The organism is Shinella sp. OV683 (assembly GCF_057787725.1).
Genome location: NZ_CM173543.1, coordinates 1,926,247 through 1,948,247, shown reverse-complemented (window position 1 = coordinate 1,948,247; position 22,001 = coordinate 1,926,247). Strand labels below are relative to the sequence as shown.

19 protein-coding genes are annotated in these 22,001 nt (G+C 59.0%); 4 read left to right on the top strand and 15 right to left on the bottom strand.

Annotation, left to right across the window (positions count from 1 at the left end; genetic code table 11):
* Positions 1 to 184: 184 nt before the first annotated feature.
* On the bottom strand, positions 185 to 1,006 hold the full coding sequence (locus tag ACXHRN_RS09270; protein WP_488641030.1) for a c-type cytochrome: 822 nt from the start codon (positions 1,004 to 1,006) through the stop codon (positions 185 to 187).
* A gap of 12 nt (positions 1,007 to 1,018) precedes the next feature.
* Positions 1,019 to 1,693: a glutathione S-transferase family protein gene (locus ACXHRN_RS09265; RefSeq protein WP_488641029.1), complete on the bottom strand. Its 675-nt coding sequence runs from the start codon at positions 1,691 to 1,693 to the stop codon at positions 1,019 to 1,021.
* A gap of 144 nt (positions 1,694 to 1,837) precedes the next feature.
* Between ACXHRN_RS09265 and ACXHRN_RS09260 the strand changes: the two genes are divergently transcribed.
* From ACXHRN_RS09260 to ACXHRN_RS09250, 3 genes are all read left to right on the top strand, one after another.
* Positions 1,838 to 2,743, top strand: a complete 906-nt coding sequence (locus ACXHRN_RS09260) for a LysR family transcriptional regulator (RefSeq protein WP_488641028.1) — start codon at positions 1,838 to 1,840, stop codon at positions 2,741 to 2,743.
* A 110-nt stretch (positions 2,744 to 2,853) separates the two neighbouring features.
* The gene (locus ACXHRN_RS09255; RefSeq protein ID WP_488641027.1) at positions 2,854 to 4,818 is read left to right on the top strand and encodes an O-linked N-acetylglucosamine transferase, SPINDLY family protein; all 1,965 of its coding nucleotides are present in this window, start codon (positions 2,854 to 2,856) and stop codon (positions 4,816 to 4,818) included.
* Complete coding sequence (locus ACXHRN_RS09250; RefSeq protein ID WP_488641026.1) at positions 4,815 to 5,138, top strand: hypothetical protein; 324 nt, start codon at positions 4,815 to 4,817, stop codon at positions 5,136 to 5,138. Before ACXHRN_RS09255 ends, ACXHRN_RS09250 begins: the two co-directional genes overlap by 4 nt.
* A 52-nt stretch (positions 5,139 to 5,190) precedes the next feature.
* On the opposite strand, the gene ACXHRN_RS09245 is transcribed toward ACXHRN_RS09250, so the two are convergent.
* The 9 genes from ACXHRN_RS09245 to ACXHRN_RS09205 form a co-directional block, all read right to left on the bottom strand.
* Positions 5,191 to 6,804, bottom strand: a complete 1,614-nt coding sequence (locus tag ACXHRN_RS09245) for a glycoside hydrolase family 43 protein (protein ID WP_488641025.1) — start codon at positions 6,802 to 6,804, stop codon at positions 5,191 to 5,193.
* Between the two features lie 99 nt (positions 6,805 to 6,903).
* Entirely contained in the window at positions 6,904 to 7,935 is a 1,032-nt protein-coding gene (gene mgrA / locus ACXHRN_RS09240) for an L-glyceraldehyde 3-phosphate reductase (protein WP_488641024.1), read from the bottom strand.
* Between the two features lie 189 nt (positions 7,936 to 8,124).
* Positions 8,125 to 9,258 (bottom strand): Gfo/Idh/MocA family protein, encoded by a 1,134-nt coding sequence (locus ACXHRN_RS09235; RefSeq protein ID WP_488641023.1) that lies wholly within the window; start codon positions 9,256 to 9,258, stop codon positions 8,125 to 8,127.
* Positions 9,259 to 9,269: 11 nt separating this feature from the next.
* Positions 9,270 to 10,031 (bottom strand): sugar phosphate isomerase/epimerase family protein, encoded by a 762-nt coding sequence (locus tag ACXHRN_RS09230; protein WP_488641022.1) that lies wholly within the window; start codon positions 10,029 to 10,031, stop codon positions 9,270 to 9,272.
* Positions 10,032 to 10,130: 99 nt separating this feature from the next.
* Complete coding sequence (locus ACXHRN_RS09225) at positions 10,131 to 12,575, bottom strand: beta-mannosidase (RefSeq protein WP_488641021.1); 2,445 nt, start codon at positions 12,573 to 12,575, stop codon at positions 10,131 to 10,133.
* Positions 12,576 to 12,588: 13 nt separating this feature from the next.
* Positions 12,589 to 13,674 (bottom strand): ABC transporter ATP-binding protein, encoded by a 1,086-nt coding sequence (locus ACXHRN_RS09220; RefSeq protein WP_488641020.1) that lies wholly within the window; start codon positions 13,672 to 13,674, stop codon positions 12,589 to 12,591.
* Positions 13,675 to 13,679: 5 nt separating this feature from the next.
* Positions 13,680 to 14,576, bottom strand: a complete 897-nt coding sequence (locus ACXHRN_RS09215) for a carbohydrate ABC transporter permease (RefSeq protein ID WP_488641019.1) — start codon at positions 14,574 to 14,576, stop codon at positions 13,680 to 13,682.
* A 2-nt stretch (positions 14,577 to 14,578) separates the two neighbouring features.
* A complete protein-coding gene (locus ACXHRN_RS09210; protein WP_488641018.1) occupies positions 14,579 to 15,472 on the bottom strand; it encodes a carbohydrate ABC transporter permease in 894 nt (297 codons plus the stop codon).
* Between the two features lie 111 nt (positions 15,473 to 15,583).
* Positions 15,584 to 16,819, bottom strand: a complete 1,236-nt coding sequence (locus tag ACXHRN_RS09205) for an ABC transporter substrate-binding protein (RefSeq protein WP_488641017.1) — start codon at positions 16,817 to 16,819, stop codon at positions 15,584 to 15,586.
* A 428-nt stretch (positions 16,820 to 17,247) separates the two neighbouring features.
* Here ACXHRN_RS09205 and ACXHRN_RS09200 point away from each other — a divergent pair, with 428 nt between their 5' ends.
* Positions 17,248 to 18,288, top strand: coding sequence for a LacI family transcriptional regulator (locus ACXHRN_RS09200; RefSeq protein ID WP_488641016.1), 1,041 nt, complete (start codon positions 17,248 to 17,250; stop codon positions 18,286 to 18,288).
* Positions 18,289 to 18,348: 60 nt separating this feature from the next.
* Here the strand turns inward: ACXHRN_RS09200 and ACXHRN_RS09195 are convergent, their stop codons facing one another.
* The 4 genes from ACXHRN_RS09195 to ACXHRN_RS09180 all read right to left on the bottom strand — a co-directional run bounded on the left by ACXHRN_RS09195 (position 18,349) and on the right by ACXHRN_RS09180 (position 21,812).
* Positions 18,349 to 19,197, bottom strand: coding sequence for a helix-turn-helix transcriptional regulator (locus tag ACXHRN_RS09195; protein ID WP_488641015.1), 849 nt, complete (start codon positions 19,195 to 19,197; stop codon positions 18,349 to 18,351).
* Between the two features lie 54 nt (positions 19,198 to 19,251).
* Positions 19,252 to 19,791, bottom strand: a complete 540-nt coding sequence (locus ACXHRN_RS09190) for a YbhB/YbcL family Raf kinase inhibitor-like protein (RefSeq protein WP_488641014.1) — start codon at positions 19,789 to 19,791, stop codon at positions 19,252 to 19,254.
* A gap of 108 nt (positions 19,792 to 19,899) precedes the next feature.
* Entirely contained in the window at positions 19,900 to 21,333 is a 1,434-nt protein-coding gene (gene gndA, locus ACXHRN_RS09185) for an NADP-dependent phosphogluconate dehydrogenase (protein WP_488641013.1), read from the bottom strand.
* Between the two features lie 155 nt (positions 21,334 to 21,488).
* Positions 21,489 to 21,812: a hypothetical protein gene (locus ACXHRN_RS09180; protein ID WP_488641012.1), complete on the bottom strand. Its 324-nt coding sequence runs from the start codon at positions 21,810 to 21,812 to the stop codon at positions 21,489 to 21,491.
* Positions 21,813 to 22,001: the final 189 nt, after the last annotated feature.

Below are 22,001 nucleotides of genomic sequence, written 5' to 3'. Positions count from 1 at the left end.
AACACTTGCAGTCCATCCCTTGGCTGCCCACGGAGACGTTTCTCCACAGCAGGCCAACCGATGACCAGAAACTAAGAAGCACCCGGCCCGAACCGGGTGCTGGCAGCGTTGACAGATGCGCTCTTAAGTACCGCCGCCGTGGTGATCGTGAAAGTCAGGCGCAGGCTATGATGCTCGCGCCTCTCTAATCCTTCACCAGGTAATCATAGATCGCCCGCTTCTCCGTATCGGTAAAGTGGGCAAAATCCACCCGAGCCAGTTCCGACATCAGCCCGACCTCCCGACCGCCTTTGGCCTTGCCGGTCTTGAAGAAATCGGCGAACTCCTCGAAGGTGTAGCTCTGCACCATCATCTTCAGCGGTGGCGCCTTCATGCCGAAACCATTGTCGCGCGCTTTGTCGAGGTCGTGGCAATGCGAACAGGTCGCTGCAACAAGATAGGGCGCGACATCGTCGGGCCGCGTTTTGGGATGGCTGAACTGGGTGACGTGATCGGCCTCGTAGGGGATCTTGCCTAGCGCAAGCGCCAGCCGTCCAAGCGGACCGAATTCGATCTTGCGCTTCTCCTCGTCATCCCGCGGTGCGCGGCTGCGCATGAAGGTGATGATCGCGGCAACGTCCTCGTCGGCGAGCTTGGCATAGGTGGCGGACGGCATGGCGATCACGCCGGTGCCGTCTTTCTTGATCCCCTTGCGGATCAGCCGTTCCAGTTCGCTGTCGGTGTATTCCGGTATCTTCTTGCTGAGGTTGGGCGCGACGAGGCGACCGACATTCTTTTCCTCGAAGATCACATGTCCCGCCTCGCCGTGGCAGCTCAAGCACATCAGCGATTTGGCGCGCTGTTCGGCCACTTCAGGCGCAAAGTGGAATTTCGTGGCATCGAAATCGACCAGCGCCGTGTCATAGGTCCTTGACAGCCGCATCTCGGAGGCCGCGTAGACGGCGGCGATTGCCAGGATGGTGATCGCCACGAGAGCCGTGGCGATGCGATTGAACCATTTCTTCATTGGCCGATCCTGTCAGGCAATCTTCAGGACATGGCGGCGCGTGGCGCCGACCACCCGGTCGAATTCCTCATAAGCCGGCGCCCATCCGTCGCGGCACCGCAACGTATCCAGCCAGCGTGCCACATTCGGGTAATTGCTGAAATCCATGCCGGCAAACATGCCGAGCGACACATTGGCGGCGCCGACATAGTCGGCAAGCGTGATCTCGTTTCCACAGATGAAGCGATTGGCGCCAATCATGTGGTTGTTCAGCACTTTCAGATACTTCTCGCTGCCGCCGGCGCCGATCGCCCGCATTGTCGCGAGCGTCTTCGGATCAAGCGCCTGCATGTTCGGAAGGATGTAGCTGTAGGAGAGCAGCGCGCAATGGTACGTGTGAAAATTGGTCTGCAGCCATGAGATCGCCTCGTCAACTTTCGCGCGCCGCTGCTGGTCGAATGGATAGACTTCGAGCCCGTACTTCGTCGCGACATAGCGGATAATCGACGAGCTCTGCGACAGGCTGAAGCCATTCCGCTCGATGAGCACCGGCACTTCGCAATTGGGATTGACGAGTGCGAGCTCCGGCTGGCGTTGTTCGCCGCTGGCGATGGCGATACGCCGGTCGTCGAAAGCGATATCCTGGTCGTGCAGGAAGAAGGTCACGATGCGTGAGGATGTCGATGCTGGATCGTAAATCAGTTTCATGGCGAAGCCTCAATTGTAATAATCGTTTCAGATATGTCCCTGCACTCCATTACGTTTGACTTCGATTTTTCCATTTGCATTTCTATTCTGCATTATTGCATAACGATTGCGGCATAGATTTCTCCTCTCCCTGGACGGCCGGCCATGCCCGATTGGAACGATTTGAAATATTGCCTGCATGTGGCGCGCGAAGGGTCGACGCTTGCGGCGGCCCGCGTATTGGATATCAGCCAGACAACGGTGATGCGCCGCATCGCAGCACTGGAAGAGCAGCTCGGCTATGAGCTGTTCGAAAAGCGCCGCAACGGCTACAGCCCGACCCAAACGCTGCGCGACCTGCTGCCGCAACTCGAGGCGGTCGAACAGGCCCACGCCGCTTTCGATCACGCATCGGCCCACGCGGGACGAACGCTGAAGGGAACTGTGCGGCTGACGGCTGCGGAACTGCTAGTTTCGCATTTCGTGAGCACTGCATTGGCCGAATTCGGGCGCGAATATCCCGACATCAAGATTGAGCTGTTCACCACAGATGCTCTGCTCGACCTCACCAAGGGCGAGGCAGACATCGCCTTGCGGGCGGGCGATCCGCCGACCGAGGCGACCCTGTTCGGCCGAAGGATCATCGCCGACGATAGATGGAGCATCTGCTGCAGCCGCGTCTACGCGGCCAAGCACGGCATTCCCAGAAACATCGATGAGCTGCAGCAGCACATGCTGGTCTCGGTGATTGAAGGACAGTTCCAGAGCGCAATCGTCGACTGGGTGCGCGAAAACGTGCGCGAGGAGAATATTGCCATCCGTCACAACAGCCTGATGGCCATCTACATGAGCGTCAAGGCTGGCCTTGGTGTCTCCCCCTGCCCTGATATGCTGTCGGCCGTCGACCCCGACCTCATCCGCTGCATGCCGCTGGAAATGGGCGCCAACAAGGAGGTCTGGATCCTTGCGCCAGAACGGTTGCGCCAGACCCGACATGTGCGCATCGTCCTCGATTTTCTCGCCAACCACATTATCAACGCGTTGAAGCAAGCGGAACGGTCCACGTCTTGAGACTGGAAAGCCGTCCGTCACTTTAAGGCAAGGCTGAGAGTGTCTCTAGATCGTAAAACAGGCGCGATTCGGATGAATCATGCTTGTGGAGTTCATTTGCGAGAACCTTGATGCCGGATCCATTCCAACAAGCACTCGAAGCATGGCAAGCAGGAGACCTGCCCACGGTATTCGAGGCGATCAATCTGGCCATGCAGTCTCCGGCCGCATCCAATCCAGCCCTGTTCGACTTGCTGGGCCAAGCTTTGTCGAAGGCGGGCATGCCTGCGGAAGCCGCCGAGGCCTTCGAGGCTGCCGCCGCTCGCGCGCCGGACGGAGGCTTTGTCCATCTCAAGCAGGCAGTCCTGGCTCGATCCGCTGCAGGCGACGAGGAGCGGGCTTTCCTGCTGGCACTGAAGGCGCAGAAGCTCGATCCCACTGACATGGATATGGTCTTCGTGCTGGTGAAAGGCCTGAAGCTCCGCAATGAGAAGGAGCTGCTGAGCTTCTTCCAGAACAAGCTCACGGCCAGCGACAGACCGGAGCACCTGCAATTTGCCGCGGAACTGATCAGCGCCGAGAACCGCAACCCCAACAACCTCGCCCTCTTCAAGAAGCTTCTCAGCCATTATCCGGACGACCACTACACGCATTTCAAGCTGATGTCGGTGGCGCGCGAATTCTGCGACTACCAGACAGTCGCCGAACAGGAAGCCTGGTTGCAGGATCAAGTGAATGCCGGTCGGGAATGGATCTTCGAGGGCGAGACACATTTCGCCAACCTTCTGCATTGCGCCGATGAGCGACTGAACAGGCTTGCCACCAACAATATCTGCATCAAGGGCACGCCGCCCGCCTTGGCGACCCAGGCGCGCCGCTCCATGCCGCACCGATGGGCCGAGCGGATCAGGATCGGCTATCTCTCAAACGATTTCGGCAGCACCCACGCCACAATGCGGCTGTTGCGCAATGTTCTGGAGCTTCATAACAAGTCGCGCTTCGACGTCACGCTGTACTGCTACACATCAGATGACCACATCGTCCGCGATGATGGCGGGCGCAATCAATGGGGCCGGATCGTCCCGGTCGGCGACCTCAGCGCCGAAGCGACCGCCAACCGCATGCGGCAAGATGGCATCGACATAGCCGTTGATCTCAAGGGCCATACCGGCAATTCGCGCAGCCAAATCCTCAACTTTGCGGCGGCGCCTGTTCACGTCGCATGGCTTGGTTTCCCGGGTTCGACGACCGGAGTGGATGTCGATTACGTCATCGGCGACCATTTCGTGCTGCCCGACAGTTCGCGCCCGCACTATCATGAAAAGATCGTGCGGATGCCCGCGAGCTACCAGCCCAACGACCGCCGCCATCGGCCTCTTCCGGATGCGGCGCAAAGAAGCGATTTGGGACTGCCGGAAGACAAGATCATCTTTGCGACCTTCAACTCCAACCGCAAGATCACACGACAGACGCTCGATCTATGGATCGCCGTCATGCAGCGTGTGCCCAACTCCGTCCTCTGGGCAATGCTCTATCATGACCAGGCGCGGAGCAACTTCCGCGACTACCTCGCCGCGTCAGGTATTTCGGCGGACCGGGTGATCTTCACCGACGCGGCACCTTACGAGGAACACCTGGCTCGCGTTCAGGCCGCCGATCTTGGCCTCGACACCTTTCCCTACAACGGCCACACGACCACATCAGACATGCTTTGGGCCGGCCTGCCGGTGTTGACCAAGCGTGGCAGCAATTTCGCCTCCCGCGTTTCGGAAAGCCTGCTGAACGCCGTTGGCTTGCCAGAGCTCGTCGCGAGAGACCAGCGGCATTTCGTCGATCTCGCAGTCGAACTGGCCGAAAATGGCACTCGCCGTGCAAACCTGCGCGAGAGACTGGTTCAGACCCGCCCAACCGCTTCTCTCTTTGATCCCGAAGCTTTCTGCGCGGCGCTCGAGAGCGCTTTCATGGCTATGGCCGAGCGTGCCCGGAGCGGACTGCCGCCTGAGCATTTCGATGTTTCGCCGCCCGTCCCCAGGCATGTGGTTGATTTCGAATCGCGATTTGCAACCAATCGGCAGGCCCGATCAAACACCAGTTGACGAAACTGACCCCTCACTTCTATTTTCGTGTCGAAAGTCGAATCAAAGAAAGGAAACACCCCATGAAACTTCCTGCTCTCAAGACCCCGGCAATCATTGCAATTTCCATGGCAATCGGCATCACTGCAGGCGCCGGCGTCACCGCCATTGCCGCCGTGCAGCCGAACATGCAGGCAGCACTGGATCGCCTCATTACGGCCGACGGTTATCTTGCACGCGCAAACGCCGATAAGGGTGGCCATCGTAACAAAGCAAGGCAGCTTATTGGCGCCGCCATCGCAGAAGTGAAGGCCGGCATCCGTTACGCGAACAGCAATTAAGACTGTTGGTTTCCTTGAGGCCCGGGGAAACGATACGCCGGGCTTCCTCTTCTCAGAGCCTTTGATAGACAAAAGCGTCGAAGTCCGCCGTCGCCCCTCGACCGCTGATATCATAGGCAAACATGCCGACGAACGCACCGGTAAACGAGCCATGCTCGCCCACACCGCCTTCGTCAGAGACGACGCCGGCGTCCAGCACCGGTCCGATTGCCCGCCACTCCGTCTCACCCTCTTCATGCCAGAAGAACTGCAGGTCGTTTAGATATACCTCGGCTGCCAGATGGATGCGCCCCTCGGGAAGGGACAAACCGCTGCCGATCGGAAACTCGAGCTTTCCGTGCGGATAATCACCGACACAGGACTGGATCACCAGCACCCGGCCGAGGTTCTCGTGCCATGAGACGCCCAAGGCATGGAACTTGAAGCGGTTATAATAGTGCGTCAGCCCCGCGACGTGCTGATAGGTCTCCGGAGAGAAGTCGATCACAGTCTCGGCCCCGAACGAATGATCCTCCTGCCGGCGTGCGACCAGCGAAAACTCAAACCACGAACCGATGCTTTCGCGACCAAACAGGCGCAGATGCCCCGCTCTTTCGCTGAGCGAAAACAGCCGCTGCGGCTCCGGCGTGCGCAACCACTGGAAATCGGTGGGCAGAAAGCCGTCGTCGAAATCTGTCGCAACGAGCCGCGGTGGCGGTTGTGTCGCAGCCCCGGTCGGCGACGGCACATGAACGGCCGGCACCATGCCGCCATGCGCCAACCTCAACCAGCCATCCTCACCCCAGACGCATTTCTGCAATGCGGTTTCCCGGCCGAGCGTGCAACGGCGATGCGGCGCCAGCGGCCGCCCACAAAGATGCGTGTGATAGACCTCGCCCTCCGGCGTCTCGACATATTGCCCATGGCCGGAACGCTGCAGCACCGCATCCGGCGCATCCTTCGAGGTGATCAGCCACTTGTCAGGATGGATCTCATACGGCCCCAGGACATCGCGAGACCGGCCCATGGTGATGGCGTGATCATAACCGGTGCCGCCCTCGGCCGCCGTGATATAGTACCAGCCATTCTTCTTGAAAATATGCGCCCCCTCGACAAGACCAAGATCGGTGCCGCCGAAGATATTGTGAACCCCGCCGATGAGCTTCTTCGTCTTTGGGTCCCATTCCTGGCAAAGTATGCCGTCAAACGCAGTATTCCCGCCATTGGTGTTATAGGCCTCAGGCCGATGGTTCCATTGCATCTGGATGAACCATTTGCGGCGCCCGTCATCATCGTGGAAAAGCGACGGGTCGAAGCCTGACGAATTGACATAGACCGGGTCCGACCACGGCCCTTCGATCGTGGATGCGGTGACAATGTAATTATGCGCGTCCTTGAAATTGCCGTCGAACCGCTTGACGTCGGTATAGACCAGCCAGAACAGACCATCGGCATAGGACAGGCACGGCGCCCAGACGCCACAGCTATCAGGATTGCCGCGCATGTCGAGCTGGCTCTTGCGATCGAGCGGCCGCGTCACAAGCGTCCAGTTGGCCAGATCTCTAGAATGATGGATCTGGACGCCCGGATACCATTCGAAGGTTGATGTGGCGATGTAGTAGTCTTCGCCGACACGGACGATCGAAGGATCCGGATTGAACCCGGTCAGGATGGGATTCTTGATCATTTGAGCCACTCCTCACGCAGCAAATGAAATCTTGGTGTACGTACATCAAGATTGAGCAAAAAGACGCCCGGATGTCTCCATCCGGGCGCATCATATCACTTAATCGCGTTCAGCCGACTTGGCCCAGAGATTGATGTCAGCTTCCTTGGCATAGACATCGATCTCCCGCAGTTCTTCCGCCGTAAAGTCTTGGTTGCCCAAAGCGGCGACGCAATCGACGATCTGCGACGAACGGCTGGCGCCGATCAGCGCCGACGTCACGCGGCCACCACGTAGCACCCAGGCAATGGCCATTTGCGCCAACGTCTGGCCGCGCTTTTCGGCGATCTCGTTGAGCTTCTTGATGTTGTCGATGATCGACGGGCGGATGAAATCGCGCTTCAGGAAGTGGTTCTGGGCTGCACGGCTGTCCTCAGGGATACCGCCGAGATACTTGGTCGTCAGCATGCCCTGGGCCAGCGGCGAAAAGACGATCGAACCCATGCCGGTATCGTCAAGCGTGTCCAGCAGCTTGTCGTCCTCGACCCAGCGATTGAGCATCGAGTAGCTGGGCTGGTGAATGATGCAGGGCGTGCCGAGTTCCTTGAGGATTTTGGCGGCTTCCCGCGTGCGCTGGGAATTGTAGGACGAGATGCCGACATAGAGCGCCCGGCCCGAACGGACGATATAGTCCAGCGCGCCACAGGTTTCTTCAAGGGGCGTCTCGGGATCGAAGCGGTGCGAGTAGAAAATATCGACATAGTCGAGGCCCATGCGCTGCAGGCTCTGGTCGCAGGAAGCGATGAGATACTTGCGGCTGCCCCATTCGCCATAGGGGCCCGGCCACATGTCGTAGCCAGCCTTGGACGAGATGATCAGTTCGTCGCGCAGGCCCGAAAACTCAGTGCGCATGATTTCGCCGAATGCGGTCTCGGCACTGCCCGGAGGCGGGCCGTAATTGTTGGCGAGGTCGAAATGGGTAATGCCGAGGTCGAAAGCCGTACGGCACATGTCGAGCTTGCGCTCATGCGGTGTGTCATCGCCGAAATTGTGCCAGAGACCGAGCGAGATAGCCGGCAGCTTCAGCCCGCTCTTGCCGACCCGGTTGTATTTCATTTTGTCGTAGCGATTTTCGGCGGGTTGCCAGGCCATGATGTCTCTCTCCAATAGTATGATTTGTATTGGGTGTCTTTACCCCTCCCCGACCCCTCCCCACAAGGGGGAGGGGTTAAACCGCGACGCTGTCCCAGCAAAAAGATTCCTTAAGCAAATGAGGAGCGCCAAAGCCAACGAAGCACGCGAGATAGAGCCCCTCCCCCTTGTGGGGAGGGGTTTAAGTTCTCAACGCAGCAACGATTTTGCCTCTTCAATTCCCAGCGCCGCCGGCTGTGAGCAGGTCGTCTTGATGTCGACCGCCCTACCCTCTTCCGCCGAGTGCAGGATCGACGTCAGCACATCGATCGTGTGCAGTGAACGATCCAGCGAGCAGCGGTGATCGCGGCCGGTTTCGACGCCGACCATCATGTCGGCAAGGCCAACACCGCGATAGTTGGCCTGCAGGCCCCACTCGAAATTGTAGTTCTTGGCAGTGAGAGGATGATCCCAGACCTCCGCCTCATGCACTTCCTTGTCGGTGCCGGCAACTTCGACCTTGCCGCCGAAGAAGTTAGGATCCGGCACGAAGATCGCGCCATCCGTGCCGTAGAGCTCCATGTTCTGGTGGCGATTTGCCCACACGTCCCAGCTCGCCATCAGCGACACCTGCGCACCGGACTGAAACTCCAGCACCGCATGCACATTGGTCATGACGATGACTGGCACTTTCTCGCCGCTGCGGGGACCATTGCTGATGGTCCGCTCCTGCTTGGCCTTGTTGGCCATTGCCACGACGCGCTTGACCGGTCCGATCAGGTTAACGAGGTTGTTGACATAATACGGCCCCATGTCGAGGATCGGCCCACCGCCCGGCTGGAAGAAGAAGTCCGGGTTTGGATGCCACATTTCCATGCCCGGTCCGAGCACATGCGCCGTGCCCGACATGATCTTGCCGACCTTGCCGCTGTCAATCAGATGACGGGCGAATTGGTGGGAGCCGCCAAGATAGGTGTCCGGCGCCGAGCCGACCCGCAGGCCCTTGGAATCGGCTGTTTTGCGAAGATCTTCGCCCTGCTCGATCGACAGCACGAAGGGCTTTTCCGAATAGACATGCTTGCCGGCTTCGAGCGCCTTCTTCGACACCGGATAATGCGCCTCCGGAATCGTCAGGTTGACGACGACTTCAACAGCCGGATTGGCGAGCAGCGCGTCGATATCCTGCGCCTCAACGCCGAACTCCTCGGCACGTGCCTTGGAGGCGGCCGGGTTGATGTCGGCGCAGGCGACGACTTTCAGGTTCTTGTAGAGCGGAATGAGCCTGAAGTAAGCCGCCGAGATGTTGCCGCATCCAATGATGCCGACGCCATATTCTTTTGCCATTGTGGTGATCCTCAGAAAGTCTTGATGGTTTCGATCGAACGCGTTGCGCAGCGCACGAGGTCGGACGGATTGTCATGCTCGACGATGAAGTGCTTGGACTTTGTGGCCTTCAGTGCCGCCCAGAGCTTGCTCCACTGAACGGTGCCATGGCCGACATCGGCCCAGCCACCTTCATCCTCGTTCTCGCCGGCCGGCGCGATGTCCTTGACATGGACGGAGGTGATCCGGTCCTTGTAGCTATCGATGAACTTGAAGGGGTCGGCGCCACCGCGGATGACCCAGGCAACATCCATTTCCCAAGAAAGACCGGGTGCTGCTTCAAACAGGCGGTCATGCGGCAGCGAGCCGTCGGAAAGCGCGACGAACTCGAAGTCGTGATTGTGCCAGCCGAATTCGAGGCCGGCATCCTTGAACGGTCTGGAAGCCTTCTCGAGCCTTGCGCCAAAGGCCTTCCAGCCATCAGCATCCTTCGGGCGATCTTCGGGCATCAGGTAGGGGCAATAGATCGAGTCCATGCCGAACGTGCGAGCGATCGACAGCATCCGCGAGGGCTCGTCTTCGAGCTGGTCAATGCCGAAATGGCCGGTGGCCATGACAAGGCCATTGGCGTCGAGCTCGGATTTCAACGACTTGATCGCGCTATCGTCCATCGGTCCGTAGATGCCGCCGAAGCCTTCGACCTCATTGTAGCCCAGCGAGCCAAGCAGGGCGAGGACATCGGAAAGCGGCGGATAATTGCGGGCGCTATAAAGTTGGAAAGAGACTTTGGTCATGGGATGGATCCTCCTTCTTGGGCTGAGATCGCCCGGATCTTCAAACAATGTATTCCCCGCCCCGCGGATCTGCGGGGAGAGGGCTGGTAGCTGGAGCAATCACTCCGTCGCCTGGCAGGAATGGAGATCGCGGACGACAAAGCCGGGCTTTGCGGCGCCTGCCTCGGGCGTAAAGATGATGGTACGGCTCTCGCCGGCCAGCATGTCAAAGGCGTTGTCGGAGAAGCGTCCGGCACAATCGGCCTCGATGGATACGAATAGGGCCAAGCCTTTCGATGACAACGCGATCGACCAGGTTCCATCGGCTTGTTCCGAAACGACATGGCCGAGCCCGGCAGGCTCAAGATCCAGCGTTTTGTAGGTAGACACCAGATGGTGGCCCCTGCCCTCCGTTCCCGCCGATGTGTGGAAATCCCAGAACAACAGCCTGTCTGTACCGATCTCCGAGACATCGACTGTCGCCAGCACCATGGACTTGTCTGGCCGGCAGGTTGCCCTGGCTGATTTGAGCGGCGCGCGCGTGCCGTCCAGCCCAACCGTATAGAGCTCGGCGGAAACCTCTGTATTGTCGAGGAGGTCGTTGACCATTGCCATCTCGACAGTCTTGCCGTCCTTCGAGGGGATGGCGAACAGCGCGACCGGAGCGAAGAAGCGGCGCGCCTGATAGTGCATGCTCTTCCAGTTGCCGCCGTAATCGAGGCTGGCCCAGGAGGCCACCGGCCAGGTGTCGTTGAGCTGCCAGATGATCGTACCCATGCAATGCGGCTTCAGCGAGCGCCAGTATTCCACCGCCGTCTTGATCGCCAGGCCCTGCTGGATCTGGCTGAGATAGACGAAGTTGGAAAAATCCTTGGGGAAACGGAAATAGCGAAACATCGTGCCCGCGATGCGCTCGTTGCCGCCGGCATTCTTCTGGTGGACCTCCATCACCGGCGAGGCGATGTTGATGTCCTTCTTGTCGGCGAACTGCGAGATCAGCAGGTTCGACGTGTAGGACTGGAACCCGAACTCCGAGCAGAAGCGCGGATTGACCGTGCGGTAGTGGTCGAAACTCTTGTTCTCATGCCACACCGACCAGAAATGCATGTCGCCGGAACCATCGGCGTGCCAGGCATCGCCGAAATCCAGCGGCCCGACCGACGGGCTCGACGGCCACCAGATCGTGTCGGGATTGGCCTTCTTCATCGCCATTTCGATCGTGCGGTTCAACCGGTCATAGGAGACTAGGTAGCGGTCGCGATCCTTCTTCGACACATCGAACCAGGTCAGCGCGCCGACAAGCTCGTTGTCGCCGCACCAGAGGGCAATAGAGGCGTGATGCGACAGGCGCTTGACCTGATAGTCGACTTCCTGGGTGACATTTTCAAGAAATTCAGGCGTCGACGGGTAAAGGTTGCAGGAGAACATGAAATCCTGCCAGATCAGCAGGCCGAGCCGGTCGCAGATGTCGTAGAACCAGTCGTGCTCATAGAAGCCGCCGCCCCAGATGCGGATCATGTTCATATTGGCGTCGACCGCCGATTGCAGCAGCGCCCCGGTCTTGGCCTCCGACGTGCGCGAGAACAGCGCATCGGCCGGAATCCAGTTGGCGCCGCGGCAGAACACTTCCTGGCCGTTGATGCGGAAGGCAAAGCGGCTGCCGGCCTCGTCCTTGTCGGTGATCAGCTCGATTGTGCGCAGCCCGACCTGGCGGGTGATACTGTGGCCGGAGGTTTCCACCGAAAGCGTGTAGAGCGCCTGCTCGCCGCTGCCGGCTGGCCACCAGAGTTTGGGCCGGTCGATGACGAAGACGTGCCGAAGCGTGGTCTCGCCGGGATACACGGCGCATTCCAGCCGCACATTCTCCCCATCAAGATCGAAATGAACCGGCACGATCGCCTGCTCGGCGGCAAATAGCGTCACGATGACATGCAGTTCGACGGCACCATGGGCGTGGTGCACCTGCCGCGTCGTCACATGTTCGATGCGGGCCGGGTCAAGCTTGCGGAGCGCGATCGTCCCGTAGAGGCCCGATGGCGCCAGTGCGATGTTCCAGTCCCAACCGAAATCGCATTGCGGCTTGCGCAGCATATTGCCGTAGGGGATCGGCGAGTTCCAGGAAATCCACGGCACTTCGAAGGGCTGGCGATCATAAACCTTCTTGCCTTCGGCCACCGGCGAATGCAGCGTGACCTCGATCCGGTTGTCGCCGACCTTCAGTGCCTTCGACACATCAGGTCGATAGCGGCGGAAGCAGTTGTCGGCTTCGAGCACCACGGTGCCATTGATGCGGATCGTCGCGACCGTGTCGACGAAATCGAGATCGAGATACCAGTGACCATCCACCTCATCGAGATGGAACTCGCGCGACAGCACCCAATCCTGATGCGCCACCCACTGCACATCGGCTTCGTTCTTGCCGAAATACGGGTCGGGGATCACGGCTTGAGCCTGCAGCGCCGAATGCACGTCACCGGGCAGCGAGATCGTCAGGCCCGCTTTCTGATCATGGGAGCCAAGCGTCCAGACCCCGCTGAGGTCGAGATTGTTTGCTGAATTGCTCATGCCAATGCTTCCGTCAGATCCTCAGTTCGGATTCTGCATCGAACAGGGAGGCTAGCCCCATGGCGAATGACAGCTTGATGTGCGAGCCGGGCGCATAGCGCCGGGCGCCAGCGATGCGGACCGAAATCGTATTGCCGGCGAATTTAAGCCATAGCAGATTATCGGCGCCCATGGGCTCCTCAATATCGACGACGGCGTCAAAAGTCATCGTAGCGGCGGGATCATCGACGTGAATATGCTCCGGGCGGACACCGAGGACGACCTTGCGGCCAGCTTCCGGCATCGCTTTGGTTTCATAACCGGCCAGCGGAATGCGGACATCATTGGTATGGATCACCGGCCCGCCTTCACCGACTTCGACCACGCCCCGCAGGAAGTTCATCGCCGGTGAGCCAATGAAACCAGCGACGAACAGGCTTTTCGGCTTGTTGTAGATGGTCATCGGATCATCGAGCTGCTGGATGATGCCGGCCTTCATGATCGCGATGCGGTCGGCAAGCGTCAGCGCCTCGATCTGGTCGTGGGTGACGTAGATCATGGTGTTGTTGAGTTGCTGGTGCAGACGCTTGATCTCGACGCGCAGCTCGGAACGCAGCTTGGCGTCAAGGTTCGACAGCGGCTCGTCGAACAGGAACACATCGACGTCGCGGACGAGTGCGCGGCCAATCGCGACACGCTGCCGCTGCCCGCCGGACAGTGCCGACGGCTTGCGGTCGAGCAGCGCCTGGATCTGCAGGATTTCTGCGGCCCGGGCCACGCGGCTGTCGATCTCAGATTGCGGCAGACCCGCGATCTTCAGGCCGAAAGACAGGTTCTTGCGGACCGTCATCTGCGGATAGAGCGCATAGGACTGGAACACCATGCCGATGCCGCGGTCCTTGGGTTCTTCCCAGGTGACGTTCTTGCCCTTGATGAAAATCTGCCCTGCAGACACGTCGAGAAGGCCCGCGATGCAGTTGAGCAAGGTGGACTTGCCGCAACCCGAAGAGCCGAGCAGCACGAGAAACTCGCCGTCGTTGATCTCGAGATTCAGGTCCTCGAGCACTTTGACCGCTCCGAAATCCAGCGAGAGGTTCTTGATGGAGACACTGGTATTCATCGGGATCAACCTTTCACTGCGCCGGCGGCGATGCCGCGAACGAAAAGTCGTCCGGACAAGAAGTAGATGATAAGCGGCACCGCGCCCGTGAGCAGCGTGGCGGCCATGTTGACGTTGTATTCCTTGACGCCCTGCACCGAGTTGACGATGTTGTTGAGCTGCACCGTCATCGGATAGGTGTCCGGACGGGTGTAGACCACACCGAACAGGAAGTCGTTCCAGATGCCGGTGATCTGGATGATCATCGAGACGACGAAGATCGGGATCGACATCGGCAGCATGATCCGGAAATAGATGCCCCAGAACCCAGCCCCATCGACACGCGCAGCCTTGAACAATTCAGGCGGCAGGCCGGAGAAATAGTTGCGGAACAGCAGCGTGTTGATCGGCATGCCGAAGATCGTATGCACGAGGATCAGGCCGGCGAGCGAGCCATAAAGCCCGAGTTCGCGCAGGATGATGACGATCGGATAGAGCATCACCTGATAGGGAATGAAGGCGCCGATCAGCAGGATGGTGAAGAAGATGTCCGCACCGCGAAAGCGCCAGTTGGCCAGCATGTAGCCATTCACCGAAGCAATCGCGATCGACAGGATCACCGACGGAATGGTAATGCGTACCGAATTCCAGAAGCCCTTGCTGAGGCCGGTGCAATCAAGCCCCGTGCAAGCGGTCGACCAGGCCTTCACCCAAGGCTCGAAGGTGAATTCGACCGGCGGCGCGAAGATGTTGCCGAGCCGGATTTCCGGCATGGTCTTGAACGAGGTCACGACCATGACATAGAGCGGCAGAAGGTAATAGATCGAAACCAGGATCAGCGTACCATAGACGAAGATGTTGCCGGCGGAGAATATCGGGCGCGGCTTGGCGCCGCTAGGCCCGGAAAGAGTTGTTTTGGCCATGTCTATTTCCGCCTTCCGAATTCGAAGTAAGCCCATGGCACGATGATGATTGCCACGAACATGAGCATCATGGTCGAGGCTGCAAAGCCCTGGCCGAGATTCTGCGCATGGAACATGTATTCGTAGACATACTTCGCCGGCACTTCCGACGAGATGCCCGGCCCACCCGATGTCTGGGCGACGACGAGATCGTAGACCTTGACGATGCCGGCAGCGATGATCACCAGCGTCGTCACCAGGACCGGCCGCATCATCGGCAGAATGATGGAAACATAGGTGCGCCAGGTCGGGATGCCATCGACACGGGCTGCCTTCCAGATATCCTCGTCGATGCCGCGCAGGCCTGCGAGCATCAGGCACATGACCAGGCCGGTCCCCTGCCAGAGTGCGGCAACCATGATGCCGTAGATGACGATATCGGAATTGTAGAGCGGATCGAAATTAAAACTCGTCCAACCCAGCGACCGCACGACGTGCTGGATGCCGAGATCCGGATTGAGAATCCACTGCCAGACAAGACCTGTGACGATGAACGACAGGGCGAATGGATAGAGCAGGATCGACCGGAACGTGTTCTCGAAGCGGATCTTCTGGTCAAGCAGCGTCGCCAGCACGAAGCCGATGACCAGCGAGAACACCAGCATGCAGATGCCATAGATGAACAGGTTCTCAACGGCGATCAGCCAGCGAGGCGTCTTCCACAACCGGTAATATTGATCGAGACCAACAAAACGCAGCCTCGGCAGCAGCTTGGAATCGGTGAAGGAATAGAAGATCGTCCAGAATGTGCCGCCGACAAAGACCACAAGGGCAGTCAGGATAAGCGGGATCGCTGCGATCTTTGCGCTGACGTTGCGCAGGAGCCGGTTTGGGCGTCCGGTCGATAGTTCGGCCATGATTTTTGCCTCCGGAGGGCGTTTCCGGTTACAGAACGGAACGATGACCGTCCCGCACCAAAAGATCCCGGCGACCGGGAAAACCGGCGCCGGGACGATTCTAGCGGTAAGTTACTGAGCCGAAGCGATGATGTCAGCGAAGCGCTTCTGGGCAGCTTCAGGTGTCATCGCCGGTGTTGCGAAGAACTCCGAGAACAGATCGTTGATCTGCGTGTTGGAATCTTCGGTCATCATCTGGTTCGTAGAAGGAACGGTATTGCCCTTGGCAAGGATATCGAGACCCTTCTTCATGCAATCGTTGGCAGCATTGGTGTCAACGTCGCCACGCACTGGCAGCGATCCCTTCTTGAGGTTAAACGCGACCTGAGTTTCCGGCGATAGCATGACCGAGGCCAGCACTTCCTGTGCCTTGCTCTTGTCAGCGTCGGCAAGCTTGGGGAAGTAGAAGGAATCGCCGTCGGTCGAAATCACCGCGTTGACACCCAAGCCCGGCAGGCAAGTATAATCCTTGCCGGCGACCTGCTTTGCCACCTGGAATTCACCCTGTGCCCAGTCACCCATGATCTGGCCGCCGGCAGCGCCCGTGATCACCAGATTCGTCGCCTGGTTCCAATCCTGAACGTTCGACTTGGCCGCCATCTTGCGTGCGTCGTCAGCCGCCTTGAACACCTTGGCAACTTCCGGGCCGGCCGCAACAGTGGCATCCTTGTCGCCATAGACCTTCTTGTAGATGTCCGGTCCGCCGATAGCGACCATCAGCACGTTGAAGGCGCCTGAGGTCTGCCAGGACTGACGACCAACGGCGAGCGGAATCTTTCCTGCCTTTTCAAGCGCAGGCGCCGCGGCAACGAACTCGTCCCAGTTCTTCGGAACCGCTACGCCAGCGTCCTCGAAAGCCTTGTTGGACAGCCACAGCCACTGCCAGGAGTGGATGTTGATCGGCACGCAGTAGACCTTCCCGTCGACGGTGCATTCATCGAGCAGGCTGGCGGGGCGGATCACATCCTTCCAGTGTTCCTTTGCCGCGACGTCGGTCAGATCGCGCATCAGGCCAGCGGCAACCAGTTCTTCAGCCTGACGGCCATGATTGAACTGCGTTGCGGCCATCGGATCACCACCGGTGATACGGCTGATCATGATCGGGCGGGCAGTATCGCCGCCGCCGGCGATGGCACCATCGACCCAGTGATTGCCGGTGGCGTCGAATGCCTTGGCGAATTCGGCGACGGCAGCGGCTTCGCCGCCGGACGTCCACCAATGGGTGACTTCAAGATCGGTCGCGTAAGCCGCACCTGCGGAAAGCGCTACGGAAGCCGCGAGCGCTGCTGCGAATAGACGAGATTTCATGAGTTTTCCTCCCTCACTGAAACGTTGCCGGAAAAACTTATGCGAATTGGCGGAAAGCCGCAACAGGGCTGAGTGAAAAATTATTCGATGCTCGAAGAAATACATCCGCGGGTTGCCGATGCGGATTATTTTTCCTTTAAATCGGTTTAAACTCCGGCGGATGTGCATATGCAAAACAGCCAATTTAACACCTGAATTCATTGAATAATACCAGATGTGAACGCTATCTTAAACTTTTGAAACTCTTCGCAGGCGCAAAATTTTTCCACAGGGCTAATTGTTGCACCACAGAATTGATTTTCTGCAGGTGTCGAAAAAAATGCTCGACATTTCACCTGTAACGTTACAGATTTTTACCAATGCGGAGGAGGACATGGCGTCTCGGAGAAAATTGTCCTAGAGGTCATGCTGCGTTCAGGAAAGAATCGATGAAGGGCATTTTACAGGCGGGTAACGGGTCGGCGACGGGGGAAAGACCGACTCTGAAAACCATTGCCTTCATGACCGGCCTGGGTGTCACGACCGTGTCGCGCGCGCTGAAAGATGCGCCTGACATCAGCCAGGAGACCAAGGAACGCGTCCGGCTCGTCGCCACCCAGATTGGCTACCACCCGAACCGTGCGGGTGTCCGCCTGCGCACCGGCAAGACCAACGTCATCAGCCTGATCCTCAATATCGATGAAGAACTGATGGGCCTGACCTCGCACATCGTCTATGGCATCTCCGAGATTCTCGCGAACACCAATTACCACCTGATCGTCACACCCTATTCACGTACCAAGGATCCGATGGATCCGGTCCGCTATATCCTTGATACCGGTTCGGCAGACGGCGTGATCCTGTCATCGACCCAGCCGGATGACCCGCGCATCCGGCTGCTGCTGGAGCGCAACCTGCCCTTCGCCACCCATGGGCGAACCAATATGGGCCTGGTTCACCCCTATCATGACTTCGACAACGAGGCCTATGCCTATGAGGCCGTGCGGAAACTGGTCGGCCGGGGTCGCAAGCGGCTGGCGATCCTTGAACCGCTGCCGAAATACACCTTCTATCACCACATGCATGCCGGCTTTCAGCGTGGCCTACGCGATTTCGGTGGCGAGGAAGTACCGCTCCCGGACGCCAGCCTGCACGATTCACTCAATGTGGTTCATCAGGCGGCGATGCGGTTGATGCTGCATTCCGATCCGCCGGACGGGTTTATCGCCGGCTCAAGCGCGGGCGCCGTGGCAATCGCGTCAGCCATTGAAATGAGCGGCAAGGTGCTTGGCCGCGACATCGACATGGTGTCCAAGCAACCCGCCAATTTGCTGCGCTTCATGAAACCGGAGATCATGACGGTGAGCGAGGACATCAGGCTCGCGGGCCGCGAGCTCGCCAAGGCAGTGCTCGCCCGCATCGAGGGCGTGCCGCCCGAGCGGCTGCAAAGCATCAGCCTGCCGGATGGGCGGCTGGTTTATCCGAACTAAAGCATGTTGCGCAAAAGTGTGCAGCGGTTTTGCGCCTAAAACATGCGCTAAAACAAAGAGCTAAAGCGCGACAAGCGAATCCGCGGGATCGCGACGCGCTTTAGACCGGTGATGCCCTCGGATTGCGCTCGGCGGAAATCCGAACCGATCTCGGAACCGGATGGCAAAGCGGCTCTGTGATTCAAAGCCCGAACTTGCGGCGATCGCCGAAACCGGCATCTGCGACGATTGCAGCAGGCCCATCGCATGCGTCATGCGAATATCGGTCAACACTTCGCGCAAGCTGATGCCCTCTTCCTGCAGACGCCGCCTGAGTGTGGCATCGCTGACGCCGAGCGTCGAGGAGATCTCCGCGCTCGACCAGGCATGATCCGGCCGCCGGCCGACGAGCCGCCGGATGCGAGCGGCAAAACTGTCGGGCTGGGCGATGCTGAAGCGAAAGCCGCTGGCCCCCAGCCACGCCAGCAATTCCGTCACCCTATGGCGGATCACGGCATCGGGCAGTTCTCCATCACCGCACAGCGCTGACACAGCCTGCTCGAAAGCATGGGAAAGCCCGTCGCTCATATGTCCCAGCAATCTGGCCGGCATCACCGGCTCCGACTTCTCGGGATCGCCAAAAGCCTCGACCACGGCGGGGTCCAGCGCCAGCCACCGGGCTTCATAATCGCCGTCGCCAGCGGGAATGTTTTCGAAATCGAAGACTTGTCCCTGGGCAATGGCGATCGCTTCGCCTGCTTCTAGTTCATACGAATAGCCAGGTGACCGGATGACCTTGCGGCCTCGCCGGACGATGATGATGATCGGTGCCGTCGTGGTCAGCGAGGTGAAATTCAACCTCGTCGCCTGGGTGATGTGACCCGTGGCGCCGATCCCGGGCTTCTCGGCAATCATATGTCGTATCTGCATATCCATCGTTCCACCAATAGCCGATCTGCCCGGAATCATCAGTCCATCATCCCATCAACGGCCGCCCGTTGCCACGACGGAGGCTTCCGCGAGCTTGTTCATGTTGGACACGAAGCCTACCAGCGCCGGCGTCGCATTGGCCGGAATTTCGAGCTTTGCAACTTTCAGCGCCTTCACTGTGATCTTGTATTCGTGCGTCTCGCCGGGAGGCGGGCATGCACCGAGGAACGCCGCGACACTGGCGTCGTTGTTGATCATATCAGCGCCTTTGGGCAGCTTTGCGACAGCAGCGCCTGCCCCCGCCGGCAGCGATGTCGCATCGCCGGGAATGTCGACGACCACCCAATGCCAGAAGCCCGAGCCGGTCGGCGCGTCCTTGTCATACATCGTCACCACGAAGCTCTTGGTACCCTCCGGTGCACCGGACCAAGAGATATCAGGCGAGATATTGCCCCCCGTGCAGCCGAAGACATTTGAGAACTGCGCCTCCTGCACTTTTCCGTCTTTGAAGTCAGCGCTGGTAGCCTTGAACTCATCCGCCTGGGCAGCACTTGCCATCATCAGCGCTGCTGCAGTCATAGCAAAGAATTTCATCGTCTTTTCCTTTCATCATTCTCGATGACAGGAATCTACAAAGGCAAAGAGCGGGCTGATATGCCCGCTCCCGTCAACTTTGGTGCCGAAACGCTCAGGTCGACGAAATCAGAAATCGGCCAAACCGCTACCCCACGGGCCGTGGTGCTTATCGACGCCGTCGACCCGGTCGAAGCCATGCGCCCCGAAGAAATCGCGCTGTGCCTGGATAAGGTTGGCCGTGCCGCGGCCGCGGCGGTAGGAGTCGAAATAGCTGAGCGCCGAAGCCAGTGCCGGCACCGCGAATCCGCCGAGCGCAGCCGTGGAGACCACGCGCCGCAGCGCGCCGTCGGTCTCCTTCACCAAAGCAGCGAAAGCAGGCGTGATCACTAGATTGTCGGCATCCGGCATGGCGCGGAAGGCCGAGGTGATATCATCAAGGAACTGCGAGCGGATGATGCAGCCAGCGCGCCAGATCTGGGCAATGGTCGGCATCGGCAGTTTCCAGCCGAATTCCTTCGATGCCTCTGCCATGACAGCAAAACCCTGCGCATAGGCGCCAATCTTGCCGGCGAGCAGTGCCAGTTCGAGGTCGGCGATCAGCTGCTCCTTGTCGGCGCCGCTGATCTTGCCACCACCGGGCAGGCCGAGGATCTTCTCGGCGTTTTCACGCTGGGCCTTGAACGACGACAGGCTGCGGGCGGCCACGGCGGCTTCGATACCGGTCGCCGGCACGCCCATGTTCTGCGCTTCGATTGCCGACCATTTGCCGGTGCCCTTCTGGCCCGCCTTGTCGACGATCATGTCGACCATCGGCTTTCCGGTAATCGGATCACTCTTGCTCAATACCAGTTCGGAAATTTCGATCAGGTAGGATTCAAGGCGCCCCTTGTTCCACTTGCCGAAGATATCGCTGCATTCCTTGGCTGAAAGTCCCAGTCCATCGCGCAGGATGCCGTAGATTTCGGCGATCATCTGCATGTCGGCATATTCGATGCCGTTGTGGATGGTCTTGACGAAATGACCGGCGCCGTTTTCACCCAGCCAAGCGCAGCAATCCTCGCCCTTGAACTTGGCGGAGATCGAGGTCAGCACCTTTTCGACGCGCTTGTAGGAGGCTTCGGTGCCGCCGACCATGATCGAAGGTCCATGGCGGGCGCCCTCTTCTCCACCCGACACGCCCATGCCGATAAAGGTCAGGCCGGAATCCTTGAGGCCCTCGAAGCGGCGGATCGTATCGCGGAAATTGGCGTTGCCGGCATCGATGATGATATCGCCTTCCGACAGGTAGTTGCGCAGCGTGGCGATCAGCTCGTCGACCGGATCACCAGCCTTGACCATGATGATGACCGGGCGCGGCGGACGAATGGCGGCGACGAACTCCTCGAGCGTCTTGGTCGGGACGATCTGGTCTTTCAGCGCACCGGCCTCGGCGAAGAACGTATCCGTCTTGTCCGGCGAGCGATTGAAAACGGCGATCCTGTTGCCTTTTTCAGCGATATTGAGCGCGAGGTTCGAGCCCATCACCGCCAGTCCGATCAGTCCGATTTCCGCCTTTTCCATGCCGGTCTCCCTTGAGGATTCTATAGGATAATTTGGCCGGACTATAGGCATCGCCCACAGCCGGACGCAAGGCTATATGCAGGAAAATCCGGCAGGTCTGCATTGCGGTGAGCGTGCCTCGCCTTGGAGGCTTCAGGCACGCGCGCCGCAGACCATCACTTGATATAAACGATCAATCGTCCACTGAACGGTTTGCTGATACCGATGACATTGTTGATTTCCACGCCACGGGCGCGGAGTTCGGCGGCAAGCGCGCGATCGCCCTTGATCTGCGCCTGTGCTTCGGACTTGTTGGCATGCGCCTTGATAAAGGCGGATGTGCCCTTGCTCTGGTCGCCGGGACGGATCACCGTGAAGAGCTCGGGACGGTTATACTCCGATGAAGAGGGATAACCGAGAATCTTTTCGCCGGCAAAGGCGGCCGGAGAGACAAATACGGCGGCAGCAATGGCAGCAGCCACAACAGCAATGTTGCGCATGGTAGACTCCTATTGTTCACTATCTATTGACAGTCGAAACTTTAATTCGCTCTGCCGAGTAACAGTTAGGAGTTCGAGATTGCCGCTTCAAGGGTCGTCACGGATGTGGATAGTTCACTATTTCATGAAATATTATTTTAGTCGTTGATTTCGCTTGAGATTTTCGACGCCTGTCACAAATAATTCATG